13 protein-coding genes and 1 riboswitch are annotated in these 15,617 nt (G+C 68.1%); of the genes, 10 read left to right on the top strand and 3 right to left on the bottom strand.

Annotation, left to right across the window (positions count from 1 at the left end):
- Positions 1-34 precede the first annotated feature (34 nt).
- From IFJ75_RS11850 to IFJ75_RS11830, 5 genes are all read left to right on the top strand, one after another.
- On the top strand, positions 35-1,882 hold the full coding sequence (locus IFJ75_RS11850) for an ABC transporter transmembrane domain-containing protein (protein WP_207868394.1): 1,848 nt from the start codon (positions 35-37) through the stop codon (positions 1,880-1,882).
- 62 nt (positions 1,883-1,944) lie between these two features.
- Positions 1,945-2,301, top strand: coding sequence for a hypothetical protein (locus IFJ75_RS11845; RefSeq protein ID WP_207868393.1), 357 nt, complete (start codon positions 1,945-1,947; stop codon positions 2,299-2,301).
- Between the two features lie 45 nt (positions 2,302-2,346).
- Positions 2,347-3,216: a TIGR01459 family HAD-type hydrolase gene (locus IFJ75_RS11840; RefSeq protein ID WP_207868392.1), complete on the top strand. Its 870-nt coding sequence runs from the start codon at positions 2,347-2,349 to the stop codon at positions 3,214-3,216.
- A 43-nt stretch (positions 3,217-3,259) separates the two neighbouring features.
- Positions 3,260-3,721, top strand: a complete 462-nt coding sequence (locus tag IFJ75_RS11835) for a MaoC family dehydratase (RefSeq protein WP_404822024.1) — start codon at positions 3,260-3,262, stop codon at positions 3,719-3,721.
- On the top strand, positions 3,721-4,656 hold the full coding sequence (locus IFJ75_RS11830; protein ID WP_207868391.1) for a bifunctional riboflavin kinase/FAD synthetase: 936 nt from the start codon (positions 3,721-3,723) through the stop codon (positions 4,654-4,656). The genes IFJ75_RS11835 and IFJ75_RS11830 overlap by 1 nt, the downstream gene beginning before the upstream one ends.
- Before the next feature lie 3 nt (positions 4,657-4,659).
- Here IFJ75_RS11830 and IFJ75_RS11825 read toward each other — a convergent pair whose 3' ends face one another.
- The gene (locus tag IFJ75_RS11825; RefSeq protein ID WP_207868390.1) at positions 4,660-5,211 is read right to left on the bottom strand and encodes a DUF3828 domain-containing protein; all 552 of its coding nucleotides are present in this window, start codon (positions 5,209-5,211) and stop codon (positions 4,660-4,662) included.
- Positions 5,212-5,431: 220 nt separating this feature from the next.
- Between IFJ75_RS11825 and ileS the strand changes: the two genes are divergently transcribed.
- Complete coding sequence (gene ileS / locus IFJ75_RS11820) at positions 5,432-8,347, top strand: isoleucine--tRNA ligase (RefSeq protein WP_207868389.1); 2,916 nt, start codon at positions 5,432-5,434, stop codon at positions 8,345-8,347.
- Between the two features lie 78 nt (positions 8,348-8,425).
- Here ileS and IFJ75_RS11815 read toward each other — a convergent pair whose 3' ends face one another.
- On the bottom strand, positions 8,426-10,027 hold the full coding sequence (locus IFJ75_RS11815) for an isocitrate lyase (protein ID WP_207868388.1): 1,602 nt from the start codon (positions 10,025-10,027) through the stop codon (positions 8,426-8,428).
- Between the two features lie 155 nt (positions 10,028-10,182).
- On the opposite strand from IFJ75_RS11815, the gene IFJ75_RS11810 reads away from it, so the two are divergent.
- Genes IFJ75_RS11810 through IFJ75_RS11800 form a run of 3 tightly spaced genes read left to right on the top strand, consistent with a single transcriptional unit; the run spans position 10,183 to position 12,525 of the window.
- Complete coding sequence (locus IFJ75_RS11810) at positions 10,183-11,586, top strand: helix-turn-helix domain-containing protein (protein ID WP_207868387.1); 1,404 nt, start codon at positions 10,183-10,185, stop codon at positions 11,584-11,586.
- Positions 11,587-11,617: 31 nt separating this feature from the next.
- Positions 11,618-12,178, top strand: a complete 561-nt coding sequence (locus tag IFJ75_RS11805) for a hypothetical protein (protein ID WP_207868386.1) — start codon at positions 11,618-11,620, stop codon at positions 12,176-12,178.
- 14 nt (positions 12,179-12,192) lie between these two features.
- Positions 12,193-12,525 carry a hypothetical protein gene (locus IFJ75_RS11800; RefSeq protein ID WP_207868385.1) on the top strand — a complete coding sequence of 111 codons (333 nt, stop codon included), beginning with the start codon at positions 12,193-12,195 and terminating at the stop codon, positions 12,523-12,525.
- Between the two features lie 218 nt (positions 12,526-12,743).
- On the opposite strand, the gene cobU is transcribed toward IFJ75_RS11800, so the two are convergent.
- Positions 12,744-13,259 carry a bifunctional adenosylcobinamide kinase/adenosylcobinamide-phosphate guanylyltransferase gene (gene cobU, locus IFJ75_RS11795; RefSeq protein ID WP_207868384.1) on the bottom strand — a complete coding sequence of 172 codons (516 nt, stop codon included), beginning with the start codon at positions 13,257-13,259 and terminating at the stop codon, positions 12,744-12,746.
- A 35-nt stretch (positions 13,260-13,294) separates the two neighbouring features.
- Positions 13,295-13,501, top strand: a riboswitch (cobalamin riboswitch).
- Between the two features lie 150 nt (positions 13,502-13,651).
- Here cobU and IFJ75_RS11790 point away from each other — a divergent pair.
- The gene (locus IFJ75_RS11790) at positions 13,652-15,616 is read left to right on the top strand and encodes a TonB-dependent receptor plug domain-containing protein (RefSeq protein ID WP_207868383.1); all 1,965 of its coding nucleotides are present in this window, start codon (positions 13,652-13,654) and stop codon (positions 15,614-15,616) included.
- The last annotated feature ends 1 nt before the right edge of the window (position 15,617 follow it).

Genomic DNA, 15,617 nt, shown 5'->3' with positions numbered 1-15,617 from the left:
TACACCGCAGGGCGTTCCGGGGCAAGAGGCGGCCATGACCGACGTTTCGCCGACCGCTACGCCCGCCGACGTTCAGGGACGCCCCGGGGCCGGCGCCCTGTTGGTCGAACAGCTGGGCGAGGCGGGCTCGCGACGCCAGAAGCGCAAGGACATCCGCCCCCTGGGCCGGCTGCTGCCCTATCTGGGCAAGCACAAGCTGGACGCCCTGTTCGCCCTGTTCTGGCTTCTGGCCTCGACCGGCGCATCGCTGGCCCTGACCGCCACGGCGCGCGGGGCGATCGATCAGGGATTCGCCGGCGGCGGATCGCACATCAATCGCTGGTTCCTGCTGCTCGGCGTGAACGCCCTGATCCTCGGGGGCGCGACCGCCGTCCGCTATTTCTATGTGACCAAGACCGGCGAGCGGATGATTGCCGACATGCGCACCGCCCTGTTCGGCCGCATCCTGACGCTGGATCCCTCCTTCTATGCGAAGATGCGGACCGGCGAGGTGCTTAGCCGCCTGACCACTGACATCGCCCTGGTCGAGACGCTTCTGACCACATCGGTCTCCTTCGCGCTCAGGAACTTCCTGACCCTGGTCGGCGGCATCGGCATGCTGTTCGTGGTCAGCCCCAAGCTGACGGGGTTGGTCTTGCTGATCGCCCCGGTCCTGCTGGGGCCGGTCTTCCTGTTCGGGCGCACGGTGCGCAAGCTGACCGTGGCGTCTCAGGACCGGTTCGCCAATGCGGTGGGCTTCGCGGGCGAGAGCGTCGACGCCATCGAGACGGTCCAGGCCTTTGGTCGCGTCGGTTCGGCCATCGCCCGCTTCGGCGCGGCGGTGGAGGCGGCCTTCGCCGTGTCCCTGACCCGGATGAAGGCCCGGGCCCTGATGACCGCCCTGGTCATCGTGGTCATGTTCGGTGGCGTCACCCTGGTGCTCTGGCTGGGGGCGCAGGACGTGGTCCGGGGCGCGATGTCGCCGGGCGCCCTGCTGCAATTCGTTCTGCTGTCGGTCTTCGTCGCCGGGGCCGTCGGCGCACTGGGTGAAAGCTGGGGCGATGTCCAGAAGGCCGCGGGGGCCATGGAGCGGATCGACGAGCTGATGCGCGCAACGCCCGACATCGCCGCGCCCGAAAAGCCTGTCGCCCTGCCGAGCCCGCCGCGCGGCGAAGTGTCGATGTCGGCCGTCGCCTTCGCCTATCCGGGCCGTCCGGATCTCCCGGCATTGAAAGGCTTCTCCCTCACCGTCCGGCCCGGCGAGACCGTGGCCCTGGTCGGGCCGTCGGGCGCGGGCAAGTCGACCGTCTTCCGCCTGCTGCTGCGCTTCTATGATCCGCAGGCCGGCGTCGTTTCGGTGGACGGCGTCGATGTGCGAGCGGCCGATCCGACGGCGGTCCGCAACCGCTTCGCCTGGGTGTCGCAGGAGGCGCCGCTGTTCTCGGGCTCGGCGCTGGAGAACATCCAGTTCGGCCGCGAGGACGCCACGGAGGAGGACGCGCGCGCCGTCGCGACCGAGGCCCAGGCCCTGACCTTCATCGACGCTCTGCCCGAAGGTTTCGCCACACCACTGGGCGAGCGCGGCAAGAGCCTGTCGGGCGGCCAGCGCCAGCGCCTGGCCATCGCCCGCGCCCTGGTCCGCGACGCTCCGATCCTGCTGCTGGACGAGGCGACCAGCGCGCTCGACGCCGAGAACGAGCGTCTGGTGCAGGTGGCGCTGGATCAGGCGATGGAGAGCCGTACCACCCTGGTCATCGCACACCGCCTGGCCACCGTCCTTCGCGCCGACCGCATCGTGGTCATGGAGGACGGCCGCGTCGCGGAAGAGGGGACCCACGCCGAGCTGGTGGCCAAGGGCGGCCTCTACGCCCGGCTGGCGAAGCTCCAGTTCCGCGCGGAATAGTCCTGCCGGATTGAAATCATCCGCATTCGGAGCGACTGTCAGCCCGGGAGAGGGAAGACAGTATGCTTTTGACGACCGCGTTCAGCCTGATGCTTTTGCTTCAGGCGCATCCGACGCCGACCGAGGCCGATCTGGAGCCCGCCTTCGGCAACACCCTTCTGTCCACCTATCCGGACGGGCGCACCGCGCGGATGTGGCTGCAGCGCGGCGGGCGGTTCGAAGGGCGGGGCCGGCGTGGCGGCCTCAGCAGCGGGACCTGGCGGGTGCGCGACGGCCAGGTCTGTTTCAGCCAGCGTCGGCCCGTGCCCCTGCCGGGATCCTTCTGCACCCCGATCGTCCCAGGCGGCATCGGCAGCCACTGGACCGCCAAGGCCGTGACCGGTGAAACCATCCGTGTCGATCTGATCGCCGGACGATAGGCTTCGCGCCTTCACCCGAGGGGCCGAGCGGGCTAGAAGCCCGGCATGACCCAGCCCCACGCTCTCTCCGGCCTCGGCGCCGTCGCCGCCGACTATGACGTCCTGCTGTGCGACATCTGGGGGGTGATCCACAACGGCCGCGAGAGCTGGCCCGAGGCCTGCGAGGCCTTGGCCCGGTTCAACCGCGAGGGCGGGACGGTGGTGCTGATCTCCAACTCGCCACGCCCGACGCCGGGCGTTGTGGTCCAGCTGGACCAGCTGAACGTTCCGCGCGAGAGCTGGAAGGCCATCGTCACCTCGGGCGACGCCACCCGGTTCGAACTCGGCAAGCGCGCGCCCGGCCCGGCCTGGATCATCGGCCCCGACCGCGACGCCCCCCTCTATGAAGGCCTTGGGCTGGAGCTGGCCGCAAGCGCCGAGGACGCCGCCTTCGTCTCCGTCACCGGCCCGACCGATGACGAGGTCGAGACTCCCGAGGACTATCGCGAGCGCTTCGCCCCGGCCGCCGCCCGCGATCTGGAGATGATCTGCGCCAACCCGGACCGGGTCGTGCAGCGCGGCGACCGCATCATCTACTGCGGCGGGTCTCTGGCCGATCTCTACGAATCCATGGGCGGCCGGGTGACCATGGCGGGCAAGCCCTATGGTCCGATCTACGCCCTGGCCCTGACCGAGGCGGAGCAGCTCCTGGGCCGTCCGGTCGATCGTTCGCGCGTCCTGTGCATCGGCGACGGCGTCGTCACCGACGTCATGGGCGCCAACCAGCAGGGCCTCGACTGCCTGTTCATCGCGCAGGGCATCCACGGCGATGCGGCGCGGGGCGATGACGGCAAGCTGGACCCGGCCAAGGCCGCCGACCTGCTCAAGGCCGAGACCACCTACGCCCGTTATGCCGCCCTCGACCTGATCTGGTAGGTTCGGCCTCGCCAAATCGGCGCACCGGCGCTAACACCGTCCGATGGTTGAACTGGTTCAGAAGCATCCGTCGGGGGGCTATATCCTCGACGAACTCCGCGTGGGGATGATGGCCGAGAAGGCTGTCGAGGTCACCGAAGCCCGTATCGCGCAATTCGCCGAGGCTTCGGACGACTTCAATCCCGTGCATATGGACGAGGCCTTTGCGTCGAAGACCGCCTATCGCGGGCGGATCGCGCACGGTCTGCTGTCGGCGTCTTTCGGTTCGGCGGTGGTCGGCACCATCCTTCCGGGCGCGGGCGCCATCTACCTGACCCAGACCTTGGCCTTCCACAAGCCGGTGCGCATCGGCGATGTGGTCATCGCCCGCATCACCGTCTCGGCCGTGGACGAGGTCTCGGCCCGCGTCACCCTGCGCTGCGAAGGCTATGTCGGCGACGAGCCGATCATGGACGGGGAGGCCACCGTCCGGGTCCCGCGCCGGCGTCGTCCCGCCAAGGGCTGATGACCATCGAGGTTTTCCGCGGCTGGCGCGACCTGCCGGAAACGGCGAAGGGCGCGGCCGTCGCTGTCGGCGCCTTTGACGGCGTGCATCGCGGCCATCAGGCGGTGATCGCCGCGGCGCGCCAGGCCGCTGACGCCATCGGCGCCCCCTTGGCCGTCGTCAGTTTCGATCCCCATCCGCGCCGCTGGTTCCAGCCCGAGGCCGCGCCCTTCCGTCTGATGAGCCCCGGCCAGATGGCGCGGGCGCTGGAGCCCCTGGGCGTCGACCGTCTCTATCTGCTGCCGTTCGACGCAGAGATGGCGGCCATGACCGACGTCGAGTTCGCGCGCCGGGTGCTGGCCGACGGCCTGGGCATCCGCCATGCGGCGGTCGGCTTCGATTTCACCTTCGGGCGCGGCCGCTCGGGCTCTCCCGAGGCGCTGCGGACCTATGGCGAGACCCTGGGCTTCACCGTCTCCACGACCCAGCGCATCGACGATCCGCACGGGCTGAAGCTGTCGTCCAGCGCAGTGCGCGAGGCGCTCAAGGCCGGCGACATGGCCCGCGCCGCCGCCATTCTGGGCCGCCCCTTCGCCATCGAGGGCGAGGTCATCCACGGCGACAAGCGCGGCCGGACCATCGGCGTGCCCACGGCCAATGTCGCGCTCGGCGACTATATGCGCCCGGCCTACGGGGTCTATGCGACCCGCACCCGACTGCCGGATGGCCGCGTCATCGACGGCGTCGCCAACCTCGGCGTCCGCCCGATGTTCGAAATCGAGACTCCCTTGCTGGAGGTCTGGCTGTTCGATTTCGCCGAGGACCTCTACGGCCAGACCGTCGAGACCAAGCTGGTTGCCTTCCTGCGCGGCGAGCTCAACTTCGACAGCCTTGACGCCCTCAAGGTCCAGATCGACGCGGACGCCGAGGCGGCGAAGGCGATCTTGAAGCGCTGAGCCTCAGCCCCCCGCCGCCTCGATCACCTTGATCGTCGCGTCTTTCACGGACTTGCCGTCGGCGTCGACGACGTCGTCGACCTTCCAGTTAATGCCTTCGCGGACCAGTTTCAGCGTCTGGTGCGTGGTCTGGCCGGCGTTGGTGAAGGCCACGGCGGCGGTGGCGTCGTTCGCCCCCGTCTTTGTGACGGCGAGGCTGTCGAGGGTGAAGGCGCCCTGGTCCTGACAGCCGCACAGGATGTCGTAGTTGACGGTCGGGACCTCGCCCTTGGCCACCCGGACGTCGGCGCCGAGGGTGGCGTTCAGCATGCGCGAATAGATCGGGTCCTGACCGGCGGCGGGCGGCGGCTCCTTCGGTCCGCCCGCGACATAGACGGCGTAGATGGCGCGCACGAAGGGCTCGGGGCCTTCACCGGCGGCCTGGTAGATGGCGGGGCGGCCGGGCGTCATGCTGGCCGAGGCGGGAGCGGCGGGCGCCTCTGGCTTATTCTCCGGTTCGGAGCAGCCGGCCAGCAGGGCCATGGCGGCGGCGGGAAGCAGGAGAAGAGCGCGCATGAGATCCTCCGAAGCGACGACGGCGCCACCCACGGCGCTCTTGAACCGCACGCTACGCTTTTCCCCTGCGCTGTCACCTGTTACACCGCCCGGCATGGACGTCCGCCTGATCATTTTGGCCCGGATTAGCCGCCCGGCGTAGCGCCGATGGGGTTCCCCCACGCTTACGCCGGGTTTGAAGCTTTTCGCCTACGTCCCCTTGCCTGATCCGAGACGCCGAATGTCCGATACCCCCGCCGAATCCGCCCGCGACTACCGCGAAACCGTCTTCCTGCCGGAGACGCCGTTCCCCATGCGGGGCGGCCTGCCGCAGAAGGAGCCGGTGATCCTTGAACAGTGGGGCGACCTCTACGGAACCCTGCGCGCCGAGCGTCAGAAGCAGAAGGCTCCGCTGTACGTCCTGCACGACGGCCCGCCCTATGCGAACGGCGACATCCACATCGGTCACGCCCTGAACAAGACGCTGAAGGACTTCGTGGTCCGGTCGCGCTTCCTGCTGGGCTATGACGTCGACTATGTCCCCGGCTGGGACTGCCACGGCCTGCCGATCGAATGGAAGATCGAGGAGGAGTTCCGCTCCAAGGGTCGCCGCAAGGACGAGGTCTCCAAGGAGGAGTTCCGCCGCGCCTGCCGCGCCTATGCCGGCAAATACATCGACCTGCAGAAAGAACAGTTCAAGCGCCTCGGCATCACTGGCGACTTCGCCAACCGCTACGCCACCATGGACTTCACCTCCGAGGCGGCCATCGTCGCGGAGTTCCACAAGTTCAAGAACTCGGGCCAGCTCTATCGCGGCTCCAAGCCGGTGATGTGGTCGCCGGTCGAGCGCACCGCCCTGGCCGACGCCGAGATCGAGTATCACGACCACGTCTCCCCGACGATCTGGGTCAAGTTCCCGGTCATCGCGGCCTCCGATGATCATTCCGACGACCTGCTGAGCTTCCGCAACGCCACGCCCGCGATCGTCATCTGGACGACCACCCCCTGGACCATCCCGGCCAACCGCGCGATCAGCTACGGTCCCGAGATCGCCTATGGCCTGTACGAGGTCACGGCCATGGAGACCGGGCTGGAGTTCGAGCCCTGGGCCAAACCGGGCGATCGCCTGATCGTCGCCGACAAGCTGGCCGAGGACGTGTTCAAGGCCGCGAAGATCGCCTCCTGGACCCGCGTCGACGACCTCAATCCCTCGGGTCTGGAATGCGCCCACCCGCTGGCGGCGCTCGATCCGGGCTATGGCTTCTCCGTGCCCCTGCTCAGCGGCGACCACGTCACCGACGACGCCGGTACGGGCTTCGTCCACACCGCGCCCGGCCACGGCGCTGACGACTTCGAGGTCTGGAAGGCCCACGGTCATCACGAGGTGCCGGACACGGTCGATCCCGACGGCGCCTACTATCCGGGCGTGCACCTGTTCGCGGGGCTGAAGGTGCTTGAGACCGAGGGCAAGAAGACCGGCAAATTCGGTCCCGCCAACGGCGCGGTGATGGAGAAGCTGATCGAGGCCGGGACCCTGCTGGCCCGCGGCCGGCTGGAGCACTCCTATCCGCACTCCTGGCGCTCCAAGGCGCCGGTCATCTTCCGCAACACGCCGCAGTGGTTCATCCGCATGGATGAGCCGCTGAAGTCCGGCGACACCCTGCGTGAGACGGCGCTGAAGTCGATCGACGCCACCGCCTTCCACCCGGCGGGCGGCAAGAACCGCATCCGTTCGATGGTCGAGGGCCGTCCCGATTGGCTGGTCAGCCGCCAGCGCGCCTGGGGCACGCCTCTGGCCATGTTCATCGACAAGCAGACTGGCCAGCCGCTGCATGATCCGGAAGTCGACGCCCGCATCGTCAAGGCCGTCGCCGACGGCGGCGCCGACGTCTGGTTCACCGCGCCCGACAGCGACTTCCTCGGCGCCCACGACCCGGCCCGGTTCGAGAAGGTCGAGGACATCCTCGACGTCTGGTTCGATTCCGGTTCGACCCACGCCTTCACCATCGACCCGCGAACGGCCGAGAGCGGCTATACGGGCGACCGTCCGTCGCACTGGCCGGCCGACCTCTATCTGGAAGGCTCGGACCAGCACCGCGGCTGGTTCCAGTCGTCGCTGCTGGAAGGCTCGGGCACGCGCGGCCGGGCGCCCTTCGAGGCGGTCCTGACCCACGGCTTCACCCTCGACGAGAAGGGGGAGAAGATGTCCAAGTCCAAGGGCAACACTACCGATCCCCTGACCATCATCAAGGAGTCAGGCGCCGACATTCTGCGCCTCTGGGTCGCTTTGGTGGACTATTCGGACGACCAGCGGATCGGCAAGCAGATCCTGCAGACCACGGTCGACGCCTATCGCAAGCTGCGCAACACAGTCCGCTATCTGCTGGGCGCCCTGGCCGACTTCGACGAGGCCGAGCGCCTGCCGCTGGACCAGATGCCGCCGCTGGAGAAGTTCATCCTGCATCGTCTGCACGAGCTGGATGGCCAGGTCCGCAAGGCCTATGGCGAATACCGCTTCCAGGATGTGGTGCGGCCGGTGCTGGAGTTTTGCTCCAACGACCTGTCGGCGCTGTATTTCGACGTCCGCAAGGACAGCCTGTACTGCGACCGGCCCGACGCCATCCGTCGCCGTGCGGCTCGCACGGTGATGGACGAGGTCTTCGCCCGCCTGACCGCTTGGCTGGCCCCGCTGACGCCCTTCACCATGGAAGAGGCCTGGCAGACGCGCTTCCCGAACTCCCAGACCAACTGCGCCCGGGTCATCCCCGAGACGCCGGACAGCTGGAAGAACGAGGCGGAAGCGGCGCGCTGGGCCAAGGTCCAGACAGTTCTGGAAACGGTCAACGAACAGCTCGAGGCCGCGCGTCGCGACAAGGTCATCGGCGGGGCGCTGGACGCCTGGCCGGTGGTCACCGGCCCGGCTGGAGCCTTCGCGCCCTTCGAAGGTCTGGACGCCGCTGAGGTGTTCCGCACCTCTGGCGCCGAACTGGTGGTCGGCGGCGAGGCGGTGACGGCGGAGGTCAGGCTGGCCGACTATCCGAAATGCGCCCGTTCCTGGCGGCGCGTGCCGGACGTCGGGTCGGACGCCGCCTATCCCGAGCTCAGCGCCCGGGACGCTGATGCGGTCCGCTACTGGGACGAGCGGCACGTCGGCTGAGCCGCACACATCGCTGAACGAAAAGCCGGCCCGGAGCGCATGCTCCGGGCCGGCTGTCGTTTTAGGCCAGTCGGTGGATCAGGCGGCTTCGCCGAACTGGTTCATCGTGTTGTGGACGCCACCGGCCTTCAGGGCGGCCTCGCCGGCGAAGTATTCCTTGTGGTCGTCGCCGATGTCCGAGCCGGACATGTTCTGGTGCTTCACGCAGGCGATGCCCTGGCGGATCTCCTTGCGCTGGACGCCCGCGACATAGCCCAGCATTCCGGCGTCACCGAAGTATTCCTTGGCCAGGTTGTCCGTGGACAGGGCGGCCGTGTGATAAGTCGGCAGGGTGATCAGGTGGTGGAAGATGCCCGCCCGCTTGGCGCCGTCGGCCTGGAAGGTGCGGATGCGTTCGTCGGCCTCGGCCGCCAGCGGGGTCTCGTCATAGGCCGCGCTCATCAGCTTGGCGCGGTCATAGCCCGAGACGTCCTTGCCCTCGGCCTGCATGGTGTCGAAGACCTGCTGGCGGAAGTTGAGCGTCCAGTTGAACGAGGGCGAGTTGTTGTAGACCAGCTTGGCGTTGGGGATGACCTCGCGAACGCGGTCCATCATGCCGGCGATCTGTTCCACGTGGGGCTTCTCGGTCTCGATCCACAGCAGGTCGGCGCCGTTCTGGAGGCTGGTGATGCTGTCTAGGACGCAGCGGTCCTCGCCCGTGCCGGCGCGGAACTGGAACAGGTTGGAGGGCAGGCGTTTGGGCCGCAGCAGCTTGCCGTCGCGGTTCAGGATGACGTCGCCGTTCTTCAGGTCCGAGGGCGCGATCTCCTCGCAGTCCAGGAAGCTGTTGTACTGGTCGCCCAGGTCGCCGGGTTCGTTGGAGACGGCGATCTGCTTGGTCAGGCCGGCGCCGAGGCTGTCGGTGCGGGTCACGATGACGCCGTCCTCGACGCCCAGCTCCAGGAAGGCGTAGCGGCAGGCGCGGACCTTGGCCAGGAAGTCCTCGTGCGGGACCGTGACCTTGCCGTCCTGGTGACCGCACTGCTTCTCGTCAGAGACCTGGTTCTCGATCTGCAGGGCGCAGGCGCCCGCCTCGATCATCTTCTTCGCCAGCAGATAGGTCGCCTCGGCATTGCCGAAGCCGGCGTCGATGTCGGCGATGATCGGCACGACGTGGGTCTGGTGGCCTTCGATGGCGTCCAGCGCCTTACGCTCCGCGGCGGCGTCGCCGGCCTCGCGGGCGGCGTCCAGATCGCGGAACAGCATGCCCAGCTCGCGGGCGTCGGCCTGACGCAGGAAGGTGTACAGCTCCTCGATCAGGGCCGGGACCGAGGTCTTCTCATGCATCGACTGGTCGGGCAGGGGGCCGAACTCCGAGCGCAGGGCGGCGATCATCCAGCCGGACAGGTACAGGTACTTCCGGTCGGTCGTGCCGAAATGCTTCTTGATGGAGATCATCTTCTGCTGGCCGATGAAGCCGTGCCAGCAGCCCAGGGACTGGGTGTACTTGGACGGGTCGGCGTCATAGGCCGCCATGTCCTTGCGCATGATGGCGGCGGTGTAGCGGGCGATGTCGAGGCCGGTGCGGAACTGGTTCTGCAGCCGCATCCGGGCGACGGCCTCGGCCGAGATGCCCGACCAGGGGGCGGCCTTGGCCTCGATCAGCGAAGCGACCTGGGTGATTTGATCCTGATAGGACATGGAGTGTTCCTCGACGCACGGAGATGACGTTGAGGGCATCCGTAAGCGTGAGGTTCAGGCTAGGGCAGGGGCTTTGCGGTGTAGCTGTCAAACTTTACAAGGTTTTGCTGTAATGATGTAATGTATCGACCAGTGCTGATTTCAGGCCGTTTGCCATGCCCGCTCAACGCCGCCTCTATGTCGGGCCCAGCCTCAGGCGGCTGAGACGCGACCTCGGCCTGACCCAGGCGGACATGGCCTCCGATCTGGAGGTCTCGGCCTCCTATGTGGCCCTGCTGGAGCGTAATCACCGGCCGCTCAGCGCCGAGATGCTGCTCAGGCTGGCCCAGACCTACAAGCTGGACATGGCGACCCTTGCCGGGGACGCGTCGACCGACATCGCGGCGCGGCTGCAGTCGGCGCTAAAGGACCCGATGTTCGCCGACATCGACCTGCCGCCGCTTGAGAACGCCGACCTGGTCACCAACTTCCCAGGCGTCACCGAGGCCCTGTTGAGGCTCTACACCGCCTATCAAGAAGAGCATCTGGCCTTGGCGGACCGGAGCGTGGAGGCGGTCGATCCCGACGGGGCCGACAGCGCCGATCCGGTGGCCGAGTCGCGGCGGTTCCTGGCGGCGCGGCGCAACAGCTTTCCGGTGCTGGACGAGGCCGCCGAGCGACTGGCGGCGGCGGTCGCGGAGGCGGGCGGGCTCGAGGGCTATCTGAGCGAGACCCACGGCCTGCGGACACGCCGCATGCCGCCCGACGTCATGGTCGGGTCGATCCGGCGCTATGACCTGCACCGGCGCGAGGTGTTGGTGGACGACACCCTGGACGCCGCGAGCCGGTCGTTCCAGCTGGCCCTGCAGATCGCCTGGCTGGACCTGAGGGCCGACATCGAAGCCGTCGCAGCGGGCGGGGTGTTCGCGACCGAGGGTGGGGAGCGGCTGACCAAGCGGGCCCTGGCCTCCTATGCCGCGGCGGCCATGGTCATGCCTTACACGGCCTTTGCCCGGGCGGCGGAGACCCGGCGCTATGACGTCGAGGCCTTGGCCCGGCAGTTCGGGACCAGCTTCGAGCAGACGGCCCACCGGCTGACGACGCTGCAGAAGCCGGGGCAGGAGCGGGTGCCCTTCTTCTTCATCCGGGTCGATCCGGCGGGCAATGTCTCCAAGCGGCTGGACGGGGCCGGCTTCTCGTTCGCGCGGCATGGCGGGGGCTGTCCTCTGTGGTCGGTGCATCTGGCCTTCAGGACGCCGCGCGAGATCGTCACCCAGTGGCTGGAGCTGCCGGATGGCCAGCGCTTCTTTTCCATCGCCCGGACGGTGACGGCGGGGGGCGGCGCCTTCGGGGCCCAGAGGGTCGAGCGGGCGATTGCGTTGGGGTGCGCGGCCGAGCACGCCCACCGGCTGATCTACACCCACGGGGCGCCCGAACCCGACCCGACGCCGATCGGGGTCACCTGCCGGCTGTGCCAGAGGATGGAGTGCACCGCCCGGTCAGCGCCGCCCATCGGTCGCCAGATCCTGCCCGACGACATCCGCCGGACCAGCACCCCCTTCGGTTTCTCGGACGGGTGAGGTAGGTCCGGGCCATGTCGAAGACCTCATCATGACCGGCTTGCCGCTCCTTCCGGACCGAACTTGCGGCGGCTGCGTGGAGTGCTGCCGCTACATTCCGCTCGACCTGCCCGAGCTGGCCAAGCCGACCGGTGAACTGTGCGCCTACTGCATCGACGGGGCGGGATGTGGCGTGCATGCGATCCGGCCCCAGACCTGCCGGACCTGGTTCTGCGTCTGGCGGGTGGTGGAGCTGTCCGACGACTGGCGGCCCGACCGTAGCGGGGTGATCGTCCGGCCCGACGGCCTGCAGGACGGTGAGATCACCCTCTACGTCATTGAGCGGACCGACTTCCTCGAGTCCGACGACTTCTTCGACACCGTGGTCCACTGGCTGGACAACGACATCCGGCTGGCGCTGAGCATCCCGGGGCCGGTGGGGACCTATCCCGTGCGGGCGGTGGTCACCGACTATTTGAAGCAGGCGATCACGGCGGGGGACCGCGACCTGTTCGACCGGCTGGTGGCGTACTCGCTGGACAGTCTGGCGAACCACGCGTGGCAGCCGGACGGGGTCGTCGCCCGCTATGCCGTCGGGGAGACGCCGTCTTGATCCGGCCGCGTCGAATGGCGGACCGGTCGGGGCCGCGCGCGCCGCGGTCGCTGTCGAACGATCCGGGCGCCAACCGCATCCGGTGGATGGGGGCCATCGTCCTGGCGGCCCTGGCCTACTGGACCTACAGCCATCAGAAGCCGGGCTTCGCCAGACGGGCCGAGGTCGCGGTGAAGGCGACGGGCGCGACCGAAATCCATTTCGACCGGGCGCGGGAGCGAAACGGCAAGACGGTCATCTGCGGCACTGCGGACGGCAAGCTGTTCCTCTATCGCGAGCCGCAGGGGCTTTCGAAGGACGACGGGTCGCTGGCCTTCATTACCCTGGTCCGCGACGCCTGCGCCTGAGGGCTTTGGCGGTCAGAAAAACACCGCCACACCGCCAAACACCGCCAACGACTTCGAATGAAATCAGAGGGTTTGGAAATTTCGACTGCTCCGACACCGCCAGATTATGCGAAATCCCGTGTCTCCGGGCGCTGCGCAGACATGAACATTTCAAAGACCGTCGCCGCGACATGGGAGGCCAATCGTCGGACGCAAGATCGACGCAGGAATAAATTCCTCTAATTCAGTCTCAGCGGCAGGCCGGCGACGATCAGCACCGTCTCCTCGGCGACCTTGGCCAGTCGCTGGTGCAGCCGTCCGGCGTGGTCGCGGAAGGCGCGGGCGAGGGCGTTGTCGGGCACGATGCCCCAGCCCACCTCGTTGGAGACCAGCAGCAGATCGGCGGGGCAGGCGACGACCGCCGCGACCAGGGCGTCGAACGCAACCTCGATATTCGCCTCGGCCAGCATCAGGTTGCTGAGCCACAGGGTCAGGCAGTCGACGACGCAGACATCGTCGGGCGTCAGGGCGGCGAGGGCTACGGGCAGGTCCAGCGGCGCCTCCGCCGTGCTCCAGCGCTCGTCACGGTCGGCCTGATGCCGGGCGATGCGGTCGGTCATCTCGGCGTCGAAGGCCTGGGCGGTGGCGATCATCAGAAGCCGCCGATGCATGGGGGCGGCGATCGATTCCGTCCGGCTCTGGGCATGGGCCGTCTTGCCGGAGCGGGCGCCGCCGAGAACGAGCGTGGTCGGCATCAAGACACTCCATTGCCTGCCGCTACGCTTTGGCCTAAGTCGGCCCCGCGACAGGTTCCCCGGAAACGGGGATGAAAAGGGAACTCGGGTGCAAATCCCGGACTGCCCACGCAACTGTAAGCGGCGAGCCCGCGCACCATTAGCCACTGGACCCCGAAGGCGAAAGCCGGACGGCCTGGGAAGGCGGTGCGCACCGGCATTGACCCGTGAGCCAGGAGACCTGCCCGTCGTGGTCGTCCTTCGCGCGGACGTGGTGTGCCGAGCGGAACGGGATCTACCCGAATGACGACGTCTGTTGGGCCGCGTGCGCGCGCGGTCGTGACCGGGCGCGTCCGCATCCGATCACGGCCTCGTTCGGCCGGCTCGTTGTCGAGCAAGGGATTGGACCCGCTATGAGACCTGAACTGTACCGGGGCGCCGCCACGGCCGCGCTGCTTCTGACCGCCGGCGCCGCCGCCGCGCAAACCACGTCGCCGACGACCGACGATTCGACCCTGCTGAGCGACGTCATCGTCACCGCCAACCGGTCGGCCCAGGCGGCCGACCGCGTCGGCCAGTCGGTGACCGTCCTGACCACGCAGCAGATCGAGGCCAGCCAGACGGTCGAGGTCGTCGACCTGCTGGTCCGCACGCCCGGCGTCAGCCTGTCGCGCAACGGCGGCATCGGGACCACGACCGCGCTGCGCATCCGTGGCGCCGAGGCCGACCAGACCGTCTATGTCATCGACGGGGTGAAGCTGAACGACCCGTCGTCGACCGGCAGCGGCTACAATCCCGGCAACCTGCTGACCGGCGACATCGCCCGGATCGAAATCCTGCGCGGCGCCCAGTCGACCCTGTGGGGCTCGCAGGCCATCGGCGGGGTGGTCAATCTGATCACGGCCGAACCGACCCGTCCGTTCCAGGCTGCGCTGGACGCCGAGGTCGGGTCGCGCGGCACGTCGTATCTGCGGGGCGGCCTCGCCGGCGTCGGCGAGCGCATCAACTGGCGTCTGGCGGCCTCGCACTACCAGACCGACGGCTTCTCGACCTTCGCTCGGGGGACAGAGAAGGACGGCTATGAGAACACCGGCCTGAGCGGTCGGGTGAATATCAAGCTGACCGAGGACGTCTCGATCGACCTGCGCTCGGTCTGGTCCAGCGGCCGCACCGACATCGACGGCTTCCCGGCGCCGACCTACTCTTTCGGCGACACGCGCGAATACGGCACGACCAAGGATTTGGTCGCCTATGCCGGGCTCAATTTCGACCTGTTCGAAGACCGGCTGAAGAACCGGGTGGCCTATGCCTACACCCAGACCGACCGCCAGAACTTCAATCCCGCCCAGGCCGTGACCAACCTGACCTTCGACGCGCGCGGCGAAAACAGGCGGTTCGAATACCAGGGCGTGTTCGACATCGTTCAGGGCTGGGTCGCCACCTTCGGCGCCGAGCATGAGGACAGTGAGTTCCGCACGGCTTCCCCGTCGGAGTTCACGCCCAGTCCGACGCCGACGGCCAATTCGGTCGGTCTCGACGGCTATTATCTGCAGGTCCAGGGCGAGGTCGTCGACGGCCTGACCCTGACCGGCGGCGTGCGTCGCGACGAGCACGACACCTTCGGCGGCAAGACCCTGGGTCAGGCGGCGGTGGCCTGGTCGCTGAACGACGGCGGCACGGTGCTGCGCGCCAGCTTCGGTCAGGGCTTCAAGGCGCCGAGCCTGTATCAACTGTACAGCGAGTACGGGAACACGACGCTGCAGCCGGAAGAGGCGGACGGCTGGGACGCCGGCGTCGAGCAGCATTTCCTCGACAAGAAGTTGATGGTGTCTGCGACGTACTTCAGCCGCGATACGACCAACCAGATCGACTACGTCTCCTGCTCCAGCACGGTGACCCAGGCGGCGGCGCCTCTGTGCTTCGTCAACAACGTCCGCCGCTTCGGCTACTACAGCAACACGGCCAAGACCCAGGCCAACGGGGTCGAACTGGCCGCCGCGGCCTGGGTCGGGCCGGTCGAGGTGCAGGCCAACTACACCTTCACCGACGCCACCAACGAGACGGCCGGCGCCAACCTCGGCAAGCATCTGGCGCGCCGTCCGGAAGAGACCGCCAATCTGTCGGCGACCTATGTCTGGCCGTTCCGCCTGACGACGACGGTGGCGGTCCAGTATGCGGGCGAGAGCTTCAACAACGCGTCCAATTCGGTGCGTCTGGAACCCTACACCTTGGTCGATCTGCGCGCGTCGTATCCGATCAACGACACGGTCGAGATCTATGGCCGCGTCGAGAACGTCGGGGACGAGCAGTACCAGACGACCACCGACTATGGCTCCGCCGGGCGCGGGACCTTCGTCGGCGTGCGGGCCCGGTTCTAGG

The sequence above is a fragment of the Brevundimonas goettingensis genome, from assembly GCF_017487405.1.
Lineage (GTDB): Bacteria > Pseudomonadota > Alphaproteobacteria > Caulobacterales > Caulobacteraceae > Brevundimonas > Brevundimonas goettingensis.
The sequence above is the reverse complement of the archived record's forward strand: the minus strand, read 5'-3'. Positions and strand labels throughout refer to the sequence as shown.

Excerpts from the sequence above, each read along its gene's own strand:
- IFJ75_RS11835 (WP_404822024.1), top strand. The coding sequence starts at position 3,260 with ATGGTTGAACTGGTTCAGAAGCATCCGTCGGGGGGCTATATCCTCGAC.
- ileS (WP_207868389.1), top strand. The coding sequence starts at position 5,432 with ATGTCCGATACCCCCGCCGAATCCGCCCGCGACTACCGCGAAACCGTC.
- IFJ75_RS11825 (WP_207868390.1), bottom strand. The coding sequence starts at position 5,211 with ATGCGCGCTCTTCTCCTGCTTCCCGCCGCCGCCATGGCCCTGCTGGCC.
- IFJ75_RS11790 (WP_207868383.1), top strand. The coding sequence starts at position 13,652 with ATGAGACCTGAACTGTACCGGGGCGCCGCCACGGCCGCGCTGCTTCTG.
- IFJ75_RS11840 (WP_207868392.1), top strand. The coding sequence starts at position 2,347 with ATGACCCAGCCCCACGCTCTCTCCGGCCTCGGCGCCGTCGCCGCCGAC.
- cobU (WP_207868384.1), bottom strand. The coding sequence starts at position 13,259 with ATGCCGACCACGCTCGTTCTCGGCGGCGCCCGCTCCGGCAAGACGGCC.
- IFJ75_RS11815 (WP_207868388.1), bottom strand. The coding sequence starts at position 10,027 with ATGTCCTATCAGGATCAAATCACCCAGGTCGCTTCGCTGATCGAGGCC.
- IFJ75_RS11845 (WP_207868393.1), top strand. The coding sequence starts at position 1,945 with ATGCTTTTGACGACCGCGTTCAGCCTGATGCTTTTGCTTCAGGCGCAT.
- IFJ75_RS11830 (WP_207868391.1), top strand. The coding sequence starts at position 3,721 with ATGACCATCGAGGTTTTCCGCGGCTGGCGCGACCTGCCGGAAACGGCG.
- IFJ75_RS11805 (WP_207868386.1), top strand. The coding sequence starts at position 11,618 with ATGACCGGCTTGCCGCTCCTTCCGGACCGAACTTGCGGCGGCTGCGTG.
- IFJ75_RS11800 (WP_207868385.1), top strand. The coding sequence starts at position 12,193 with ATGGCGGACCGGTCGGGGCCGCGCGCGCCGCGGTCGCTGTCGAACGAT.
- IFJ75_RS11810 (WP_207868387.1), top strand. The coding sequence starts at position 10,183 with ATGCCCGCTCAACGCCGCCTCTATGTCGGGCCCAGCCTCAGGCGGCTG.
- IFJ75_RS11850 (WP_207868394.1), top strand. The coding sequence starts at position 35 with ATGACCGACGTTTCGCCGACCGCTACGCCCGCCGACGTTCAGGGACGC.